Source organism: Kribbella sp. NPDC048837 (assembly GCF_055586945.1).
The window spans coordinates 306,396-324,913 of record NZ_JBVJHF010000001.1 but is presented as its reverse complement, the minus strand read 5'-3'; the positions used below and the strand labels follow the sequence as shown (position 1 = coordinate 324,913).

Annotated in this window: 16 protein-coding genes; 8 read left to right on the top strand and 8 right to left on the bottom strand. The window is 69.7% G+C overall.

From position 1 onward, the window contains the following. Positions 1-4 precede the first annotated feature (4 nt). Both ACZ6O0_RS01635 and ACZ6O0_RS01630 read right to left on the bottom strand, forming a co-directional pair. The gene (locus ACZ6O0_RS01635) at positions 5-1,333 is read right to left on the bottom strand and encodes an ABC transporter substrate-binding protein (RefSeq protein WP_465762869.1); all 1,329 of its coding nucleotides are present in this window, start codon (positions 1,331-1,333) and stop codon (positions 5-7) included. A gap of 63 nt (positions 1,334-1,396) precedes the next feature. After that, the gene (locus ACZ6O0_RS01630; protein WP_465762868.1) at positions 1,397-4,174 is read right to left on the bottom strand and encodes a family 78 glycoside hydrolase catalytic domain; all 2,778 of its coding nucleotides are present in this window, start codon (positions 4,172-4,174) and stop codon (positions 1,397-1,399) included. A 181-nt stretch (positions 4,175-4,355) separates the two neighbouring features. Here ACZ6O0_RS01630 and ACZ6O0_RS01625 point away from each other — a divergent pair, with 181 nt between their 5' ends. Continuing rightward, positions 4,356-5,252, top strand: coding sequence for an AraC family transcriptional regulator (locus ACZ6O0_RS01625; RefSeq protein ID WP_465762867.1), 897 nt, complete (start codon positions 4,356-4,358; stop codon positions 5,250-5,252). Here ACZ6O0_RS01625 and ACZ6O0_RS01620 read toward each other — a convergent pair. Further along, a complete protein-coding gene (locus ACZ6O0_RS01620; protein ID WP_465762866.1) occupies positions 5,233-5,922 on the bottom strand; it encodes a TetR/AcrR family transcriptional regulator in 690 nt (229 codons plus the stop codon). The two genes, ACZ6O0_RS01625 and ACZ6O0_RS01620, sit on opposite strands and share 20 nt — an antisense overlap. A gap of 83 nt (positions 5,923-6,005) precedes the next feature. On the opposite strand from ACZ6O0_RS01620, the gene ACZ6O0_RS01615 reads away from it, so the two are divergent. Then, positions 6,006-7,196 (top strand): FAD-dependent monooxygenase, encoded by a 1,191-nt coding sequence (locus tag ACZ6O0_RS01615; protein WP_465762865.1) that lies wholly within the window; start codon positions 6,006-6,008, stop codon positions 7,194-7,196. Here the strand turns inward: ACZ6O0_RS01615 and ACZ6O0_RS01610 are convergent. Together ACZ6O0_RS01610 and ACZ6O0_RS01605 are read right to left on the bottom strand one after the other, a co-directional pair. Next, the gene (locus tag ACZ6O0_RS01610) at positions 7,164-7,622 is read right to left on the bottom strand and encodes a PGPGW domain-containing protein (protein ID WP_465762864.1); all 459 of its coding nucleotides are present in this window, start codon (positions 7,620-7,622) and stop codon (positions 7,164-7,166) included. The genes ACZ6O0_RS01615 and ACZ6O0_RS01610 overlap by 33 nt on opposite strands. Positions 7,623-7,631: 9 nt before the next feature. Next, positions 7,632-9,758: a peptidoglycan DD-metalloendopeptidase family protein gene (locus tag ACZ6O0_RS01605; RefSeq protein ID WP_465762863.1), complete on the bottom strand. Its 2,127-nt coding sequence runs from the start codon at positions 9,756-9,758 to the stop codon at positions 7,632-7,634. A gap of 175 nt (positions 9,759-9,933) precedes the next feature. Between ACZ6O0_RS01605 and lpdA the strand changes: the two genes are divergently transcribed. Further along, positions 9,934-11,331: a dihydrolipoyl dehydrogenase gene (gene lpdA / locus ACZ6O0_RS01600; RefSeq protein ID WP_465762862.1), complete on the top strand. Its 1,398-nt coding sequence runs from the start codon at positions 9,934-9,936 to the stop codon at positions 11,329-11,331. 151 nt (positions 11,332-11,482) lie between these two features. Next, positions 11,483-11,761 carry a hypothetical protein gene (locus tag ACZ6O0_RS01595; protein ID WP_465762861.1) on the top strand — a complete coding sequence of 93 codons (279 nt, stop codon included), beginning with the start codon at positions 11,483-11,485 and terminating at the stop codon, positions 11,759-11,761. Here ACZ6O0_RS01595 and tsaA read toward each other — a convergent pair. From tsaA to ACZ6O0_RS01580, 3 genes are read right to left on the bottom strand one after another with little or no spacing between them, the layout of a single operon-like run. After that, a complete protein-coding gene (gene tsaA / locus ACZ6O0_RS01590) occupies positions 11,748-12,158 on the bottom strand; it encodes a tRNA (N6-threonylcarbamoyladenosine(37)-N6)-methyltransferase TrmO (protein ID WP_465762860.1) in 411 nt (136 codons plus the stop codon). The two genes, ACZ6O0_RS01595 and tsaA, sit on opposite strands and share 14 nt — an antisense overlap. Next, entirely contained in the window at positions 12,155-12,913 is a 759-nt protein-coding gene (locus tag ACZ6O0_RS01585; RefSeq protein WP_465762859.1) for a metallophosphoesterase, read from the bottom strand. Before ACZ6O0_RS01585 ends, tsaA begins: the two co-directional genes overlap by 4 nt. A 9-nt stretch (positions 12,914-12,922) precedes the next feature. Then, positions 12,923-14,425 (bottom strand): PstS family phosphate ABC transporter substrate-binding protein, encoded by a 1,503-nt coding sequence (locus ACZ6O0_RS01580; RefSeq protein ID WP_465762858.1) that lies wholly within the window; start codon positions 14,423-14,425, stop codon positions 12,923-12,925. 121 nt (positions 14,426-14,546) lie between these two features. Between ACZ6O0_RS01580 and ACZ6O0_RS01575 the strand changes: the two genes are divergently transcribed. From ACZ6O0_RS01575 to ACZ6O0_RS01560, 4 genes are read left to right on the top strand one after another with little or no spacing between them, the layout of a single operon-like run. Beyond that, positions 14,547-15,905 carry a dihydrolipoyl dehydrogenase family protein gene (locus ACZ6O0_RS01575; RefSeq protein WP_465762857.1) on the top strand — a complete coding sequence of 453 codons (1,359 nt, stop codon included), beginning with the start codon at positions 14,547-14,549 and terminating at the stop codon, positions 15,903-15,905. A 45-nt stretch (positions 15,906-15,950) separates the two neighbouring features. Beyond that, positions 15,951-16,970: an energy-coupling factor ABC transporter permease gene (locus ACZ6O0_RS01570; protein WP_465762856.1), complete on the top strand. Its 1,020-nt coding sequence runs from the start codon at positions 15,951-15,953 to the stop codon at positions 16,968-16,970. A 23-nt stretch (positions 16,971-16,993) separates the two neighbouring features. Continuing rightward, positions 16,994-17,725 (top strand): cobalt ECF transporter T component CbiQ, encoded by a 732-nt coding sequence (gene cbiQ, locus ACZ6O0_RS01565; RefSeq protein WP_465762855.1) that lies wholly within the window; start codon positions 16,994-16,996, stop codon positions 17,723-17,725. Then, positions 17,722-18,492, top strand: coding sequence for an energy-coupling factor ABC transporter ATP-binding protein (locus tag ACZ6O0_RS01560; protein WP_465762854.1), 771 nt, complete (start codon positions 17,722-17,724; stop codon positions 18,490-18,492). The genes cbiQ and ACZ6O0_RS01560 overlap by 4 nt, the downstream gene beginning before the upstream one ends. The last annotated feature ends 26 nt before the right edge of the window (positions 18,493-18,518 follow it).

The following is an 18,518-nucleotide window of genomic DNA, read 5'->3' as shown; positions in this document are numbered from 1 at the left end:
GACCTCACCAACCCGCCAGTCCGAGTTGCTGGGCCTGCTTCTTGACGTCCTCGTCGTACCGGGCGGCGCCGTCCTTCGCCTTCCGGATGCCGGAGCCGACCTCGACGGTGATCTGCTCCAGCGAGGGGCCCTTCACCGGCGAGAGGAACTCCAGCGCCAGGCTGGACGCGCCCGGCTTGTCGAGGTACGGCTGCATGTCCTTGATCGCCTGCGGTACGTCGTCCGGCAGCGTGCAGCCCTTGACGGCGTACGGACCGGTCGGCGCGCCCGCCTCGGACTGCGACTTGCACCCGTCGGGGCTGGCGACGAAGGCCATGAACTTCTTGGCCGCGTCCAGCTTGTCGCCCTCGGTGGTCTTCGGGATGTACAGACCACCCGGGGTCCACAGGGTCAGACCGTTCTTGCTCGCGTCGTCACCAGGGAGCGCGAACAGGCCGACGGTCTTGGCCGCGTCGGGGTAGGTGGCGATCATGTTCGCCACCACACCGGACAGGATCGGGTAGTGCGCACCCTTGCCGGTGGCAAGCATCTTGAGGCCGTCCGGCAGCTTCGCCGAGGCGAAGTCCTTGTTCTCGTAGCCCGCGTCGTGGACGGCCTCGGTGTGCTCGAAGCCCTTGAGCGCGGCCGGCGACGTCGCGTACTTCGCCTGGTTCGCGGTGTACTTGTCGGCGAAGTCCGGCTCGGCGGCGGCCACGTTGTGGAAGTCGCCGAGGACGAACAGCTGCGACGTCCAGGTCTCGCCGTAGGTCTGGATCACCGGTGCGACACCGCCGCCGGCGGCCTTGATCTTGGCGTTGTTGGCCATGAACTCGGCCCAGGTCGTCGGCACCTGCAGCCCGAGCTTGGTGTAGACCGGGATGCTGTAGAGCACCGCGCCGCCCATGAAGCCGCCGACGGGTGCGCCGTACACCTGGTTGTCGGCTGTCACGGTCTTCTTGAAGTTGTCGTCCAGGTCGGCGACCCACGGCTCGTCGTTCATCGACAGCAGGTTCTTCTGCGGTGCGATCGCGTTGAACAGCGAGCCGGTGTTGTAGTTGAAGACGTCGACCATGTCCCCGGTGGACAGCCGGGTCTTGATGATGTTGTCGCCCTCGGTGCCACCGGGACGGGTCTCCACCTTGACGGTGATGGTCGGGTTCTTCGCGTGGAAGTCCTTGGCGAGCTGCTCGGCCTCCTTCACGTCCTGATCCTGGTTCGTGGTCAGGTACGTGATCTCGACCGAGCCCCCGCCCGCGTCGTCACTGGAACCGAGACTGCCCGCGCTGCACGCGGTCAGGGCGAGCGAGCAGACGGCAATGACGGCCAGTCCTCTCGTGCCAGGGCGGAACGTCATCTTGACCTCCAAGGGAGTGTTTCTTCAGGGCATCTGCAGCGGGGCGGACATCGGTGGAAGGGATCAGTTGTCGAGCAGGGCATCGAGTTTCGCCTGCAGGGCTTGGGCCGCGGGGGAGAAGTCCCGCCGGCTGATCGCGTCGACGAGCTGGCCGGCCGGCAGGTCGAGGTAGCGCTCGAGCCGCGCGGCCAGGTCGGCGTCGTCGGTGACGACCTCGGTCTCCACGGCCGCCGCGACGAAGGTGTCCCAGCTGGGCTCGTGGTCCATCAGCTGCCGGACGGTGGGTCCGGCGGGCAGTGCGGGAGTCTCGCCGTACGGGTCCGTCGCGGTCCATGCGTGCGTGCCGTGCCCGACCTCGACCGGCTCGCTCTCACCGGGTACGGCGACCTTCGCCGTCGACCCGACCGGCACGGTCACGCTGAGCCGGACCTCGCCGCCGGACCGCGTCCACTCCACCGCGGCCTCGCCGTACGGCGTGAGGTGCTTGGCCGAGGCCTTGGTGAGGTGCGAGGTGAAGAGCGGGCGTACGTCGATCGTCCGGTAGCCGGGGTCGCCCGGGGCCAGGCCCGCCACCCGGCGGTGCATCCAGTCCGCGACGGCACCCAGTGCGTAGTGGTTGAACGACGTCATCTGACCGGGGTTGATGCTGCCGTCGGGCAGCATGCTGTCCCAGCGTTCCCAGACCGTCGTCGCGCCCATCGTCACTGCGTACAGCCAAGAGGGGCAGCCTGTCTGTAGCAGGAGGCGGTAAGCGAGGTCAGGATGTCCGGTATCGGCCAACGCGTCGGCCATCAGCGGCGTCCCGACGAATCCGGTACTGATCCGGAAGCCCGACGTCCGGACCAGGTCGGCGAGGCGTTCGCCGGCCCGCTCGCGCTGGGTCGGGGTCGGCAGCAGCGCCCACTGCAACGCCAGGGCGTAGATGGTTGCCGCGTCGCTCAATACCCGGCCGCCCTCGGTGGTGTACTCGCCGGCGAACGCCTGCCGGACGCGGGCGGCCAGGTCGGCGTACTCGCGGGCCAGTTCGGTGTCGCCGACGACCTCGGCGGCTTTGGCGACCACCTCGGCCGAGCGGGCCAGATGCGCGGTCGCGAGCACGTCCGGGTCCGCCTTGGCGCGGAACGGGTTCTCCGGCGGCGCGGTCGGGTCGAGCCAGTCGCCGAACTGGAAGCCACCGGACCAGAGCAGATCGCCGCCGGCCAGGTCGGCCATCTTGTCCACCCAGGCGCGCATGCTCGGCAGCTGCCGGGCCAGCAGGGCGGCGTCGCCGGTGCGCTCGTAGATCACCCACGGGACCATCGTTGCCGCGTCACCCCAAGCCGCGGTGGCGGGCGCCTTGTTCTTCAGGACATCCGGGACGACGTACGGCACCGAGCCGTCCTTCTGCTGCTCGGCGGCCAGGTCGGCGAGCCAGTTGGTGAGGAAGCCGGCGGTGTCGAACAGGAAGCTCGCGGTGGGGGAGAAGACCTGGATGTCACCGGTCCAGCCGAGCCGCTCGTCGCGCTGCGGGCAGTCGGTGGGGACGTCGACGAAGTTGCCGCGCATACCCCAGACGACGTTCTCGTGGAACCGGTTCAGCAGGTCGTGCGACGAGTCGAACCAGCCGGTCCGCGGCAGGTCGCTGCCGACCACGATCGCCTCGAGGTCCTCCTTGCGCAGGTCGCCGACGCCGGTGACCTCGGCGTACCGGAAGCCGTGGAAGGTGAGCGGCGAGTCGAGGGTGACCTCGTCGGATCCGGCCAGGACGTAGGTGTCGGTGGCCTTGGCGGTCCGCAGCGGGCGGACGCCGAGCTCGCCGTTCTCGAGCACCTCGGCGTGCCGCAGGACGATCTGGTCGCCCTCGGCGCCACCACGGACGGTCAGCCGGACCCGGCCGACCACGTTCTGGCCGAAGTCGACGAGGGTCTTGCCGGACGGCGACGTACTGATCTCGACCGCGGGCACGACCTCGGTGATCCGGACCGGCGGTCCGTCGGGGGCGACGAGCAGGCCGAGGTCGGCGTCGAGGACGTCGACCGGTCCGGCCGCTCCCGGCGTACGGCGGAGGTCGGTGCTCTGGCCGTCGTACAGGTCGTCGGCCGTGATCGCGCTCTCGCGGGTCGTCCAGCTGTCGTCGGTGCCGAACGTGTGGACCTGCCCGTCGGCGGTGGTGACCTCGAGCTGGGCGAGGACGGCGAGGCGGGTGCCGTACACCTGGCTCTGGTCCTGGAAGCCGAGCCGGCCGCGGTACCAGCCGTTGCCGACGAGGAACTCCAGCCGGTTCGCGCCGTCCCGGACCAGGCTCGTCACGTCGTACGTCTGGTAGCGAAGCCGGTACTGGTAGGCCGTCCAGCCGGGCGCGAGCTCTTCGTCGCCGACCCGCTCGCCGTTGAGCTCGGCGCGGTAGACGCCGTGCGCGGTCGAGTAGAGGCGAGCCTTCACGATCCCGGCGGGCAGATCGGCGGCACCGGCGACCAGCGGGGCGGGGGAGCCGAGGGCGTTGTCCCGCGGGCTCACGAACCGCGCGGTCCAGTCGGCCGGGTCGAGCAGACCGGCCTCGACGGTCGCGGGCTCACTCCACTCACTCCAGTCGTCGTTGCCGCGGACGCGCACCCGGACCTGCGCGGACTCGCGGGAGGCGAGCGGGTCGCCCGGCCAGGGCACCAGGACCTGGTCGGGGGACTGGACGGTGTAGGCCTGCGTCGTGCCCGTGGTGATCTCCACCTCGTACGCCGTCTGCGCGTAGCCGGCGTCCGCGGCCGGGACCTGCCAGGACAACCGTGGTGTCGCGGTGCCGATACCCAGGACGGGGGCGGCCTGATGCTCGAAGCGGAGAGACGTGGGTGCGGCGAGGTTCGACATGTGACTCCTACCGGCGAGTGAAACGATTCATTGGGTGCTCTGACAAAACATCGCGTTCTGTTGCGGATTGATGGCGGGGACGTTTCGCCTGTTCCCCGATCCTGCGGCCGGTAGTCCTCCGGCACTAGCCCGGAGTGCACTCGTGGTAGCACAAAATGCACCTCGGCCCGTATCGTGAGGCATGGCCGACGAGCCGGTGAGGACCCGCGGGACGGTGCTGCACTTCGTCGAAGGGACGGCAGTGCACGCCGGTCCTCACGTGCACGAAGACTCCCATCCGCTGCATACGCACAGCTTCTTCGAGCTGGCCCTGGTGATCGGTGGCGAAGGCGTCCATCACAGCCTGGCCGGCCGGCAGCGGCTGCGGGTCGGCGATGCGATCCTGTTGCGGCCCGGGGTGTGGCACGAGTACCAGGAGTGCCGCGCCCTCGAGGTGTACAACTGTTGTTTCTCGGCCGATCTTGTTCGGCACGAGCTGGCGTGGGCGCGCGAAGATCCCTTACTGGGTTACCTGTTGTGGACCGGGCCGTTCTCCGCGCAACGTCGCGGCATCCTCTCCACGCATCTCGATCCGGCCACTCTGGAAGAGGCTGTCCGCCATCTCGAGGGCCTGCGGCAGTTGCGCAACCAGCCGCTGAGCCGGCATCGCGGAGAGGTCATCGGCTGGCTGTCGCTGTTCCTGAGTTGTGTCGCGCGGACGGTCGGCGAGGGCGACGAACGACGCGAGCAGACCCATCCCGCCGTACTGGATGCGATGCGGATGATGGAGGCCGATCCGGCCCGGCCGTGGACGCTGACCGAGCTGACGGACGCGCTGCATCTCGCGCCGGGGTATCTGGTCCGGTTGTTCAAGTCGGTCACCGGACTGCCGCCGATGGCCTACCTGTCCCGGCATCGCGTGGAGCTCGCGGCCGAGCAGTTGCTGCACACGGACCTGCCGATCAACCGGATCGGCGAGTCGGTCGGCTGGCCGGACCAGAACTATTTCGCCCGCCGATTCAAGTCCCACTACGGGCTCAGTGCGTCGGCCTATCGGCAACGTTTCAATTCGAAGAAGCTCAGTCCTTCCGCCCGCTGATCAGCAGCTCGAGGCCGTCGAGAATGCGGTCGAGGCCGAACTCGAGACCCTGGTTCTCGCTGCCGGCCGCGGTGCGCATGGCCGCGGTGAGGTTCGGGAACCGCTCGGCCTCGGTGCTGAGGATCCCGGCCAGCGACCGGGTCACCTCCTCCTCGGTGAGGCCGACGCTGTGACCGGGGAAGGTGGTGGACTGCTGGGCGATGTTCCGCACGTGGCTGGTGATGACCAGGATCGAGTCGAGTTGCTCGCCGCCGCGCAGGCCCGAGTCGGCGAGCGCCGCGACGCCGCGCTCGATCCAGGCCAGCTCGTTCGGCCCGAGCAGGCGGCGTCCGATGGTCGACTGCAGCAGCCAGGGGTGCCGGGTGAATCCCTCGTACAGGTCCATCGCCCACGTGAACAGCGCCTCGCGCCACGGTAGGCCCAGGCGCTCCGGTGGCGGACCCATCGCCAGGTCGCTCATCACCGCGATCAGCTCGGTCTTGCCCGGCACGTACCGGTAGAGCGCCATCTTGGTGACCGGCAGCTCCCCGGCGATCCGCTGCATCGAGACCGCGTCGAGCCCCTCGGCGTCGGCGATCCGGATCGCGGCCCCGGCGATCCCGGCCAGCGTGACCGCCGGTTTCGGGCCGCGGCTCGGCGCCGGCTGGGTGCCCCAGAGCAGCTCGGTCATCGGTGGTCCTTCCGTGTCGGCTTGAACTGTGTCTACCATACACATTACTGTGTCCGGCGGACACAATTAATCGGGAGGATGCGATGAAGGTTCTGGTATCGGGTGCGAGCGTGGCAGGCCCGTCGGTGGCGCTGTGGCTCGGACGGGCCGGTCACGACGTGACCGTGGTCGAGATCGCGCCGGCGCTGCGGAAGGGCGGATACGCGGTGGACTTCCGCGGCGAGGTGAACAAGGAGGTGCTGCGGAAGATGGGCGTGCTCGAGGATCTGCGGGCGCTCCAGACGGGCGGTACGGCGATGCGGTTCGTCGACGAGTCCGGACGGCAACTGATGCGGTTGCCGATCGAGTTCGCGGGCGGTGAGCTCGAGGTGCTCCGGGCCGACCTGTCCCGGGTGCTGTACGAGCACAGTCGCGGCACAGCGGCGTACCGGTTCGGTGACTCGATCGCGAGCCTGCGTGAGCACCCCGGTGGTGTGGACGTGCGGTTCGAGAGCGGGCGGGAGGAGACGTACGACCTGGTGATCGGCGCGGACGGGATCCACTCGGTCGTACGCCGGCTCGCGTGGCCGGCGGAGCGGGTGACCGAGCGTCATCACGGGTACTACGTGGCCGGCTGGGAGGTGCCGAACACGCTCGGCGTCACGGGCGACTCGCTGAACTACAACGTGCCGGGCAAGCTGGCCAGTGTGGGCGAGGACCGGCGTGACCCGGCGCTGGCGCAGACTTTGTTCGTCTTCAAGTCACCCGAGTTGAGCTACAACCGGCGCGACCTGGACCAGCAGAAGGCCTTGATTCGCGAGCATTTCGCGGACGTCGGCTGGCACGTCCCCACGCTGCTCGACGGGTTGCCGACGGCAACGGAGTTGTACTTCGACTCGATCAGCCGGGTGCACGTGGATCGCTGGTCGTCCGGCCGGCTGGTGCTGCTCGGCGACGCCGGGTACGGCGCCACCTTCGGAGCACTCGGCACCGGGACGGCGGTGGTCGGGGCGTACATCCTGGCGGGGGAGCTGGCGCGGGCGGGCAACGACCACCGGGTCGCGTTCGAGCGGTACGAGGCACGCCTGCGCAAGGCCGTCTCGGCGACGCAGGACGGCAGCCGGGCGGGTCAGTTCCTCGCGCCGGCCACCCGCTTCGGGATCACCGCGCGGAACCGGATGCTCGACACCCGGTTCTTCCTCAACCAGATGCTGAAGATGGCCCAGAAGATGAGCAACCTCATCGAGCTGCCGGACTATGGCTCAGCCGAGCAGCGGGAGCTTGCCCAGGAATGACTCCCAGGAGTCCGGGAACCAGCCCGGGACCCCGAGCACGGCGAGGTAGAGCCAGAGCGCGACGATCACACAGAGGAAGAGCGCGACCGTGCCGAGTGCCTTCAGCCAGGCGGGCTGCTTGCCGGTCCAGGCGGTGAGCGCCTTGACCCAGTCCTTCACCCGGTAGAGCAGGCGCTGGGCCCACTCGAACTCACTGGACAGTACGGCCAGGCCTGCGATGAACAACGGGATTCCGCCCGGGCCCGGCAGCCAGCCGGTCAGCGGTGCCGCGATGATCAGCAGACCACCGACCACCCCCACCCCGATCCGGTAGAACAGGAGCTTCTTCGGGTTCTCCCGGATCCGGCGCCGCCACTCCCACCGGTCGTCTTTCGCGTCCAGGGTGATGTTGTGATCAGTGCGGTCGGGACTCTCTTGCTCGGCCACGAACCAAGACTACGCGGTGGCCGGGTTCCCGAACTCCCAATGCCACGGTTCCTCGCGGTTGCCGCCCTGATCCGCCCAGCCCGGGTGCACCCAGCCGAAGGCGGGAGCGTGCGACTTCATCCACTGGTACTGCGCTGTGCCGTACCGATCGATGCCGCCGCACAGGTCGACCGCGACACCCCAGCCGTGGTTCGACGTCCCCGGGAGTGCGGCCAGTGACGGCTTGCGTGCGTACAGGTCGACCTGGGAGGAGTACGAGCGGTACGAGTCGGTGATGCAGAGGGTCCTGCCGAACTGGGCGCGGTAGGCGGCCGCCAGGCGCACGTACGCCGCCGCCGCGTCGCACCGGAGCAGGTGGCCGCCGAACCCGATCGTGCACAGCTTGCTCGCCGGGATCATGCCGTTGCTGTAGCCACCCCAGCCGATGCTCGCGGAGCCGGTGGCCAGGAACGGCATCGGGTTGACCGGTTCGCCGCCGAGATGGACTTCGAAGTGCAGATGCGGCCCGGTCGAGTTGCCTTCGGTGCCGACGGCGCCGATCCGCTGGCCGGCGCTCACCTGCTGGCCGTCGGCGACGTCGATCCTGCTGAGGTGCGCGTAGAGCGTCTCCAGGCCGTTGCCGTGGTCGATACGCACGAGGTTCCCGGCCCAGGCCGGGTGCTCGACCCGGACGACACCGGACGTCACCGCGCGGACCGGCGTACCGACGGCGGCGGGGAAGTCCTGGCCGGTGTGGAAGCCGGTCGACCACAGCGACCCGGCCTGACCGAACGGCGTACCGATCTCGTAGGCCCCGTCGGCCAGCGGCCAGGTCCAGGCGCCGGAGCCGACGTTGTACGACGTCGCGGTGTTGCCGCAGCGGAAGGCGACGGCGCCGGAGGAGGCGACCGGCGCGACCTGCGGCTTGGCCGGCGCGCCGAGAGTCGGGCGGAGGGCGGCGTACAGGTTGTCCGGGACGGCGGTGACGACGACCGAGCCCTTCGCCTCGTCGGCGGCGATCATCTCGCCGTTGTCGAGGGCGACGCCGATGTGGACGAGTCCGAGCGACTTGCTGCCCATCACGAGCAGGTCGCCCGGCTGGACCAGGGCCGTCGGCACGGCCTGGTAGTCCGGGTAGACCTTGCCGACCAGGTTGGGGAGCGTCGTGTAGGGCTGCCACGCGACCCGCGCCGCACCGAGGCAGCCGTACTTGTCCGGGCCGGTCGCGGCCACGCCGTACGGCTTGCCGAGCAGGCTGAAGGCCTGGTTGACCGCGCGGATGGTCTCGGCGGACAGCACCCGGACGGCCCGGCCACCGTCGACCACGGACGCGACACCGGCGACGGGCGCGCCCCGGCGGGTGAGCGGCCGCAGCCCGGTCGGGAGCTTGGCCGGGTTCTTCAGGACGGCGGCGGCCGGGGGAGTGACCTTCGCGGTCGCCAGCTCGGTCAGGTACGTCTTCCAGCGGATCAGTGCCTGCTGGTTGCGGGCGACCTGGAGCTGCTTGGACAGCTCGGAGGCACCGTCGAGATCGGCGACCTGGCCTTCCATCGCGGACGCCGCCTGGGCAGCCTTCTGCTGCACTTCCTCGCTGAGCTGTTTCGCCTTGCCGGCGGCCTCGTTCGCGGCGGCGCGCTTGGTGGCGGCGTCCGCGGTCAGCCGGTTGGACTCGGCCTCGGCCTCCATCGCGGCCCGGTACTGCGAGACCTGGGTGCTGCCGAGCTGGGTGATGGCGGTCTGCCGGTCGGCGATCTCCTGCAGGTTCTCGGCGATCGGGGCCAGCGACCACAGCATCGACTCGGTGCCGAGCACGGTCGGGATTCCCATTTGGTAGGCCTGCGCGGTCAGCAGCCCGAGCTGGCGACGCTCCGTGTCCGCCTTGCCCTTGGACACGGTCGCGCTGGCCTCCGCCTTCTTCGCGACGGCCTCCGCGGCCTGCGCGGCCTTGAGCGCCGTCGTGTAGGCGATGGTCGCCTTGGCGAAGTCGGCCTGGACCGCGGCGGCCTCGGCCTGGAGCTGCTCGAGAGAGCGGTTCACGTCGGTGACGGACGCGGGTGGTGGGGGTGTCGGGTCGTCGGCGTACGCCGGCAGCGCTACCGCTGCCAGCAGTGTGCCGAGTGCCGCGAACCGCAGCCCCCGACGGCTCCCCAGAACCATCAGGCCCCCTCGTCGTCTCCTCACGCGCGCGGGAGGAGACGGCCCCCGCGCGTGCCCAGCGTAGGCGCCTAACGGTGCCGACGGAACCCTGGTCGACAGAACGTGACCATGAGCCAGGCCACAGTGCCCGACCGTGCTGTCAGAACGGCTGGTGCGACCCACTAAAGTTCACACCATGGCCTCGCACTTTGACGTTGTTGTCCTCGGCGCGGGTCCGGGTGGGTACGTCGCGGCGATCCGCGCTGCCCAGCTCGGCCTCAAGACCGCCATCATCGAGAAGAAGTACTGGGGCGGTGTCTGCCTGAACGTGGGCTGTATCCCGTCCAAGGCGCTGCTGCGCAACGCCGAGCTGGCGCACATCTTCCGGGCGGAGGCGAAGACCTTCGGCATCAGCGGCGAGGTCAGCTTCGACTTCCCGACCGCGGTGCAGCGCAGCCGCAAGGTCGCGGACGGCCGGGTCAAGGGCGTCCACTTCCTGATGAAGAAGAACAACATCACCGAGTTCGACGGCTGGGGCTCGTTCACCGACGCCAACACCCTCGATGTCACGCTGAACGACGGCTCCTCGGAGACCGTCACCTTCGACAACTGCATCCTGGCCACCGGCGCGACCACCAAGCTGCTGCCGGGCACCCAGCTGAGCGACCGGGTGGTGACGTTCGAGGAGCAGATCCTCACCGAGGAGCTGCCGGGCTCGATCGTGATCGCCGGCGCCGGTGCGATCGGCGTCGAGTTCGCCTATGTACTGGCCAACTACGGCGTGAAGGTCACCATCGTCGAGTTCCTGGAGCGGGTCATGCCGCTCGAGGACGCCGAGGTGTCCAAGGAGCTGGCCCGGGCCTACAAGAAGCTCGGCGTCGACGTGCTGACCGGCACCCGGGTGGACTCGATCGACGACTCCGGCGAGAAGGTCAAGGTCACCGTCACCGGCAAGGACGGCAGCCAGCAGACACTGGAGACCGACAAGGTGCTGCAGGCGATCGGCTTCCAGCCGCGCGTCGACGGCTACGGCCTGGACAAGATCGGCGTCAACCTGACCGAGCGTGGCGCGATCGGCATCGACGGCTTCTGCCGAACCAACATGCCGAACATCTTCGCGATCGGCGACGTGACCGCGAAGCTGATGCTCGCGCACGCGGCCGAGGCGATGGGCGTGGTCGCGGCCGAGACCATCGCCGGGCACGAGACGATGGAGCTCGACTACAAGATGATCCCGCGGGCGACCTTCTGCCAGCCGCAGATCGCCAGCTTCGGGTGGACCGAGGAGGAGGCCCGGCTGGAGGGCTTCGACGTCAAGGTCGCCAAGTTCCCGTTCACCGCGAACGGCAAGGCGCACGGCCTCGGCGACCCGACCGGCTTCGTCAAGGTGATCAGCGACGCCAAGTACGGCGAGCTCCTCGGCGCGCACCTGATCGGCCCCGAGGTCACCGAGCTGCTGCCCGAGCTGACCCTGGCCCAGAAGTGGGACCTCACCACCAAGGAACTGGCCCGCAACGTCCACGCCCACCCCACCCTGAGCGAGGCTCTCCAAGAAGCCTTCCACGGCCTCGAAGGCCACATGATCAACTTCTGATCGCTGCTGTCAGCGAAGCCCCGGACCAGGCGGTCCGGGGCTTCGTCGTTCAGGACCGAGGTCCCGGGGATCCGGGACTTTCGGCAGCGGTGGCGGGTGGGTGCGGGGTGATGGACTTCGGTGGCGGGATTTCTAGCTGTAGGGGGCCGGAGTGACATCGTGCGACCAGTACGAACCAGACAACACCCACGAGCTGCACGCGGATGTGGAGACCTACCACCAGGGCGGCACGTGGTACACGCGGCGGTGTGACACTGCGGAGCCGTTCGCCTCCGGGGCGAGCCGGCTGCGGATGATCGCGATCGGCGTCGAGGTCGCCCGATGGAACGGGCTGCGGCACGTGATCCGGGACGCCGACGGCACGGTCGCGGAGGTCAACACCTACCTGACCGGTCCGTACCCGGCCCGGTCACCCGTCAGCGGTCGGTGATGTCGCCGAGAACAGGCTTGACGTCGACGATCGGGGTGGTGTCGAGGGCCTCGAGATTGTTCACCTGAACCCGGTCGCCCTGCACGGCGAGGACCGTGACCCGGTGCAGGCCGAGGGGGTTCGGGCGGTCGGGAGACCGGGTGCTGAAGACACCTGTCGGCGGCCGCGACACGTCGCCGCGAGGCCGGACCGTGAGGACGCCCCGATCGGCGCGGTCGAACCACGTAATCAGGATGACCTCGTCACCGGCCGCGAGGTCGGCGAGGGCGGGCCGGACGGATTCGTCGAAGACGACCCAGGCGTCGGGGGCTCCCTCGTCACCTTGTCGTGGTGCGTCGGCGCGCGTGGTGAGCGGCGACTCGACCCGACCGATGATTCGAAGGACGGGGTCGTTCATCGGACCGGGTACCGGTAGACGGTCTGCAGCGGTTCGCCGTCCACATGAACGTGGAGGGCGAAGCCCGGATGGGCGCTGGGGTCGACCAGGGTGCCGGCCGCGCTCGCGGGCTCGAAGGGGAGTGGCACTGCGGAGCGAATGCCTGGTGCGACGCGCAGCGGGATCCCCGCGAACGTCGCCGAGATGGCGTTGTGGACGTGACCGGCGAACAGCGCGGTCACGGGCCTACCGTCGAGGACCGCCGCGAACGGCTCCCGGGTCCGCAGCATCCACTGATCCATCGTGGGGTGATGCAGGTCGAACGGTGGCTGGTGGAACGCGACGAACAGCGGTCCCTCCACGGGCTCCCGCAGTACGCCGTCGAGCCAGGCCAGCGACTCCTCCGGGAGCAAGCCGTGGTTCTCCCCGGGGACGGTCGTGTCGAGCAGGACGAACCGTGCCTCGCCGACGTCCCGGACCTGGTGCACCGGATGCCCTTCACCGTCCGCGTCGACGAACGACGTGAGCGTGGCTCGCAGCGATGCACTCACATCGTGGTTGCCCGGCAGCACGAGCACCGGCACGTCGAACTTGAGCTCCGCCGCGAGTTCGGCGTACTCCGCCTCCAGGCCGTGGTCGGCCAGATCGCCGGTGACCAGGACGACGTCCACCGGGCGCCGGAACCTGCGCAGGTACGACGTGATCCGCCGCAGCCGGTCCCGCGCCTCCTCGGAGCCGTCGAGATGCGGGTCACTCAGGTGCGCGATCACGTACATGCCTGCACCTTAACCACAGAACCCGGTCGGCAGATCCCCACACGGGACCAGGCCGCTGCGCTCGAGCACCGGCCGGGCCGGCGACGACCGGAGGTAGTCCAGGAAGGCCGCGGTCAGCGACCCCGCCTCCGGCGCCTGGTAGGTGTAGGCGTGCTCGACCTCCCAGAACTTGTACGACCCCGACGCGACCTTCGACGGATCGGGTACGACGTTGTCGACCGTCGCGATCGCGATCTCGGGGAACTTGCGCGCGCCCCCGAGCTCGGCGTACCCGATCGCGCCGTCGATCTCGTTCACCCGGGTCAGCAGCTCCTCCGTCGTCCCGACCTCGCAGCGGTGGTACGTCGCCACCCTGGCGTCGTCGTCGCTGCGGCAGTCGTCGGAGGAGATCCCGAGCTCCTGATCACCGCCGAGCACCTTCTCCCGGAACACCCGCCGCGATCCCGAGTCCGGCCCGACCCGGCTCACCATCCGGATCGGCAGGTCCCGGCCGCCGACCTGCTTCCAGTTGGTGAGCTTCCCGCTGTAGATCTCGCGCAACTGCGTCGTACTCAGCGCGGTGACGTCGGCCGACCGGTTCAGCACCACGGCGAAGACCACGACCGCGACGGGTTCGCCGCGCAGGTTGGGTGCGTCCTCGGCCGGCCCGTCCGACATCGCGATGACGTTGCCCGCGGCCTTCGCATCCATCTCGTCGAGGCTGCGCACGCCGCTCCGGCTGCCGTTCGCGGCGATGGTGATGTCGGCGTGCGTGCACTCGGCCGCGTACGCGGTCCGCAGCTCCCGCATGGTCGGCTCGACCGCCGTCGAGCCGATGACCCGCAGCTGACCCGACACGCAGTCGTCCGGCGGCTGCAGCACGTCGACGAGGAAGAAGGCGACCAGCGCGCCGACGAGCACCAGGGACAACGCACCGAACATCAACGTACGTCGCCCCGGCCCGCGCGGCCGCGGTTCGTGGTAGACCCCGCCACCGGTCGACCCGCCGGCCAGGTAGCCGGAGTGGCTCACACCCTTGCCGGTCCCGGACAGCACCAGCAGGAACTTGAAGTGGTCGCCGCGGTTGATCGCGATCCGGGGCAGCACCAGCTTGCTGGTGTCGACGAAGTTGGCCGGGACCATCCGGCGCTGCAGCATCTCGCCGAGCGACTTCGGGTGCGCCTCGGTCACCTTCAGCCCGACGATCGTGCGGTCCGGGAACGCGAACGACACCTTCTCGTGCATGTCGTGCGGGTCGATGTCCATCCCGCCGGCGTTGTCCAGCCGGAGCAGCACGATGCTCGGGTCCTCGACCACGGCGCCCTGGTGCCGCACCTCGACGTCGACCATCCGCTGGGTCTTGTCCTGGCTCGGGTAGACCCCGATCTGCGCGTCCACCTGGACCCGGTAGACGAGCCGTTTGCGGCGCAGCACGTAGCGGTCGAGCAGCCAGGCGACGGCGGTACCGATCAGGGCGATGGCGGCGATGACGGTTTCGAGGTTGATGGTGCCGAAACCCGAGAAATCGAACAACTGCGATCCCCACTTCTCTGAGCCTGGACCGTAGCCCCGCGCGGTGAACGGATCCTTACCGCGCGATGACACGCAGGCTCAGCGCTTGGCCGGTCCGGGCCGGTCTGCGAGATTGGGCGGCATGGCTGACAACGTTGATGTGGTCGTGATCGGGGTTGGTGTCGGCGGCGAGGAGACGGCCGGCCGGCTGGCGCAGGCCGGGCTGCGGGTGGTGGGGATCGAGTCCCGCCTCGTGGGAGGCGAGTGCCCCTACTACGGCTGCATCCCGAGCAAGATGATGATCCGGGCCGCGAACCTGCTCGCCGAGACCCGCCGCGTCGACGGCATGGCCGGTAAGGCGACGGTCGAGCCGGACTGGGCTCCGGTGGCCCGGCGCATCCGCGAGGAGGCCACCGACACCTGGAACGACAAGGTCGCGGTGGACCGGCTGGTGAACAAGGGCGCCACGATCATCAAGGACCGCGCCACGATCACCGGTCCGACCACGGTCCGGGCCGGCGACCGCGAGTACGAGGCGTCCCGCGGTCTGGTGATCGCGACCGGCACGATCCCGTCGGTCCCGCCGATCGACGGCCTGGCGGGTACGCCGTACTGGACGAACCGGGAAGCGATCGAGGCGGACACGCTCCCGGCCTCGCTCGTGGTTCTCGGCGGTGGTGCGATCGGGATGGAACTGGCCCAGGTGTTCGCCCGGTTCGGGTCGAAGGTGACCGTGGTCGAGGGCGCGGCCGAGGTGCTGTCGATGGAGGAGCCGGAGTCCGGCGTACTGGCCCGTGAGGCGCTCGAGCGCGACGGGGTCACCTTCCGGACCGGCGTGCACGCCCAGCAGATCGGGTACGCCGGGGACACCTTCACGATCACGCTCGACGACGGGTCCGCGGTCACCGGGGAGAAGTTGCTGGTGGCAACGGGTCGCCGGATCGCCACCGACGACCTCGGGCTGGAGCACCTCGGGCTGGACCCGAAGGCCCGCCGGATCGAGGTCGACGAGCACGTCCGGGCCGGCGACAAGGTGTGGGCGATCGGCGACGTCACCGGCGTCGGGGTGTTCACCCACAACGCGATGTACCAGGCCGACATCGCGGTCCGCGACATCCTCCAGGAGCCGGACGCACCGACCGCGAGCTACCACGCCATGCCCCGGGTGACCTTCACCGATCCCGAGATCGGCGCGGTCGGGCTGACCGAGCAGCAGGCCCGGGACGCGGGGCTGGACGTCCGCACCGGGGTGACACCGATCCCGGCGTCGACCCGCGGCTGGATCCACAAGGCCGGCAACGAAGGTTTCATCAAGCTGGTCGCCGACAACGAGAGCGGCATCCTGGTCGGGGCGACCAGCGCCGGACCGATGGGTGGCGAGGTGCTCAGCGGGCTGGCGGTCGCGGTGCATGCGCGGGTTCCCGTGCACTCTCTGCGACAGATGATCTACGCCTACCCGACCTTCCACCGCGCGATCGGGGCGGCGCTGAGCGAGTTGTGAGACCGCTTGTTGCGAACGGGTCGCAACTAGATCAAGAATGAGCCCGTGCATGTTCCTGATGGCTTCTTCGACGCGCCGACGTCCGTCGCCACCGGCCTGATCGCGGCCGGTGCGGTCGGTTTCAGCCTCCAGCGGGCGAACCGGGAGATCCGCGAGACCGGGCCGGCGCTGGCCGGGCTGACCGCGGCCTTCGTGTTCGCCGTGCAGATGGTGAACTTCCCGGTCGGCGCGGGGACCAGCGGGCACCTGCTCGGTGGTGCGCTGGCGGCCGCCCTGGTCGGCCCGTGGACCGCCGTGCTCGTGATGTCGACGGTGCTGCTGGTCCAGGGGTTGCTGTTCGCCGACGGCGGGCTCACTGCCCTCGGGACGAACATCACGCTGATGGGCCTGATCACGGTGCTCGTCGGGTACTGCCTGACCCGCGCGGTCCTACGGGTGCTGCCCCGGCGCCTGGGCAGCGTCGTACCCGCCGCCACCGTCGGCGCGCTGGTGTCGGTGCCGGTCGCCGCGCTGGCGTTCACCGGGCTGTACGCGATCGGCGGCGCGGTCGACATCCCGATCGGCAAGCTCGCGACCGCGATGGTCGGCTGGCACATCCTGGTCGGCATCGGCGAGGCCGTCATCACCGCCGCCGTGCTGAGCGCGGTCGTGGCGACCCGGCCCGACCTTGTGTACGCCGCCCGGCACCTGCAGCGGGACCTGATCCTCGTCGACGCCGACGGCAACACCTCCACGGTCTCGCCGGACAAGCCGATCGCGGCCAGGCCCGCCGGACGGTCGCTGAGCGTCGGTATCGCGGTCAGCCTCGTGGTGGCCGGCGGGCTGAGCCTGTTCGCCAGCGCTCACCCGGACGGGCTGGAGTTCGTCGGTGCCAAGCTCGGCTTCGAGAGCGCCGCCAAGGACTCAGCGGTCGCGGGCAGTCCGCTCGCCGACTACGGCATCAGCGGCATCGGCAACGCCCAGGTCTCCGGCGCGCTCGCCGGCATCATCGGCGTACTTGTCACCATCGTCGTCGGCCTGGCCATCGCCAAGCTCGCCTCGCTACGAGCGAGCAAGGCATCGTGACTGGTGACGGTCTCCTCGTAGCGGTGGACAGCCGGGTCCATCGAGTTCCGGCGCAGGTCAAGCTGGTCGCTCTGTTCGTGTTCGTGCTCGCCGTCGTCTCCACGCCCGCGGCCGCCTTCTGGGCCTTCGGCCTGTACGCCGTGATGCTCGTGGCGGCCGTGGTCGTCGCGAAGGTGCCGGCGGTGGTGGTGTCCCGGCGGCTGGCCGTGGAGACGCCGTTCATCGTGTTCGCGTTGCTGCTGCCGTTCGTCGCGACCGGGCCGACCGTGACTGTGCTCGGCCTGCAGTTGTCGGAGTCCGGCGTACTCGGTGCTTGGAACGTGCTGGCCAAGGGCACGCTCGGAGTGGTCGCGGCGATTCTGCTGTCGGCAACGACCGCGCCGCGTGACCTGCTCGCCGGCCTGGAGCGGTTGCGGCTGCCGGCCACGCTCGTGGCGATCCTGTCGTTCATGGTCCGGTATCTGAGCGTGGTGTCGGACGACCTGCACCGGATGCGAATCGCGCGCGAGTCGCGCGGCTATGCGGGCGGCCGGGTCGGTCATCTGAAAGCGGTCGCCGGGGGAGTGGGGGCATTGTTCGTGCGCAGCTTCGAGCGGGGTGAGCGGGTGCATCTGGCGATGCGGTCGCGCGGATACACCGGACGCATGCCCCCGCTCAGCGTCGCGGGTGCGTCGCGTACGCAGTGGCTACAGGGCATGACGATCTCCCTGGCTGCCGTGCTGATCGCGGTCGCGACTAGGGTGGTCGGCTTGTGAGCGGCCCTGCGATCCACGTCGAGCGTCTGGTCTTCGCCTATCCCGATGGGCGGCAGGCGCTGTTCGGTGTCGACTTCACCGTCCAGCGCGGTGAGCGGGTCGCGCTGCTCGGGCCGAACGGCGCGGGGAAGACCACGCTCGTCCTGCACCTGAACGGGATCCTCGGCTCGGTGGCCGGCGGCACCGGGAGCGGACGGATCGAGATCGGCGGGACGGGGCTGCACCGCGAGCACCTGTCCGTCGTCCGGCGCAAGGTCGGCCTGGTGTTCCAGGACCCCGATGATCAGCTCTTCATGCCGACGGTCCGCGACGACGTTGCCTTCGGCCCGGCGAACCTCGGCCTGCGCGGCTCCGAGCTGGACGACCGCGTGCAGGAGGCGCTGGTCCAGGTCGGGATGCAGGATCATGCCGACCTCGCGCCGCATCACCTGTCCTTCGGCCAGCGACGGCGCGTCGCGGTCGCGACCGTACTCGCGATGCGGCCGGAGGTCCTCGTGCTCGACGAGCCGTCGAGCAACCTGGACCCGGCGGCCCGGCGGGAGCTCGCGGACATCCTGTCCGGGCTGGACGTGACGTTGCTGATGATCACGCACGACCTGCCGTACGCGCTGCAGCTGTGTGAGCGCAGCCTGCTGATGGACGGCGGCCGGATCGTTGCCGATGGCAAGACCCGGGACCTGCTGGGCGACGCCGGCCTGATGAGCGCCCACCGCCTCGAGCTGCCCTACGGCTTCGACCCCCTCTCCGTCCCCGGCCCCGAACGCTGACCGGCCGCAACGCTGACCGGGCCGGA

Bases quoted from the DNA above. Each gene is read 5' to 3' on its own strand.
- ACZ6O0_RS01635 (WP_465762869.1), bottom strand. From the start codon at position 1,333: ATGACGTTCCGCCCTGGCACGAGAGGACTGGCCGTCATTGCCGTCTGC.
- ACZ6O0_RS01630 (WP_465762868.1), bottom strand. From the start codon at position 4,174: ATGTCGAACCTCGCCGCACCCACGTCTCTCCGCTTCGAGCATCAGGCC.
- ACZ6O0_RS01625 (WP_465762867.1), top strand. From the start codon at position 4,356: ATGGCCGACGAGCCGGTGAGGACCCGCGGGACGGTGCTGCACTTCGTC.
- ACZ6O0_RS01620 (WP_465762866.1), bottom strand. From the start codon at position 5,922: ATGACCGAGCTGCTCTGGGGCACCCAGCCGGCGCCGAGCCGCGGCCCG.
- ACZ6O0_RS01615 (WP_465762865.1), top strand. From the start codon at position 6,006: ATGAAGGTTCTGGTATCGGGTGCGAGCGTGGCAGGCCCGTCGGTGGCG.
- ACZ6O0_RS01605 (WP_465762863.1), bottom strand. From the start codon at position 9,758: ATGGTTCTGGGGAGCCGTCGGGGGCTGCGGTTCGCGGCACTCGGCACA.
- lpdA (WP_465762862.1), top strand. From the start codon at position 9,934: ATGGCCTCGCACTTTGACGTTGTTGTCCTCGGCGCGGGTCCGGGTGGG.
- tsaA (WP_465762860.1), bottom strand. From the start codon at position 12,158: ATGAACGACCCCGTCCTTCGAATCATCGGTCGGGTCGAGTCGCCGCTC.
- ACZ6O0_RS01585 (WP_465762859.1), bottom strand. From the start codon at position 12,913: ATGTACGTGATCGCGCACCTGAGTGACCCGCATCTCGACGGCTCCGAG.
- ACZ6O0_RS01575 (WP_465762857.1), top strand. From the start codon at position 14,547: ATGGCTGACAACGTTGATGTGGTCGTGATCGGGGTTGGTGTCGGCGGC.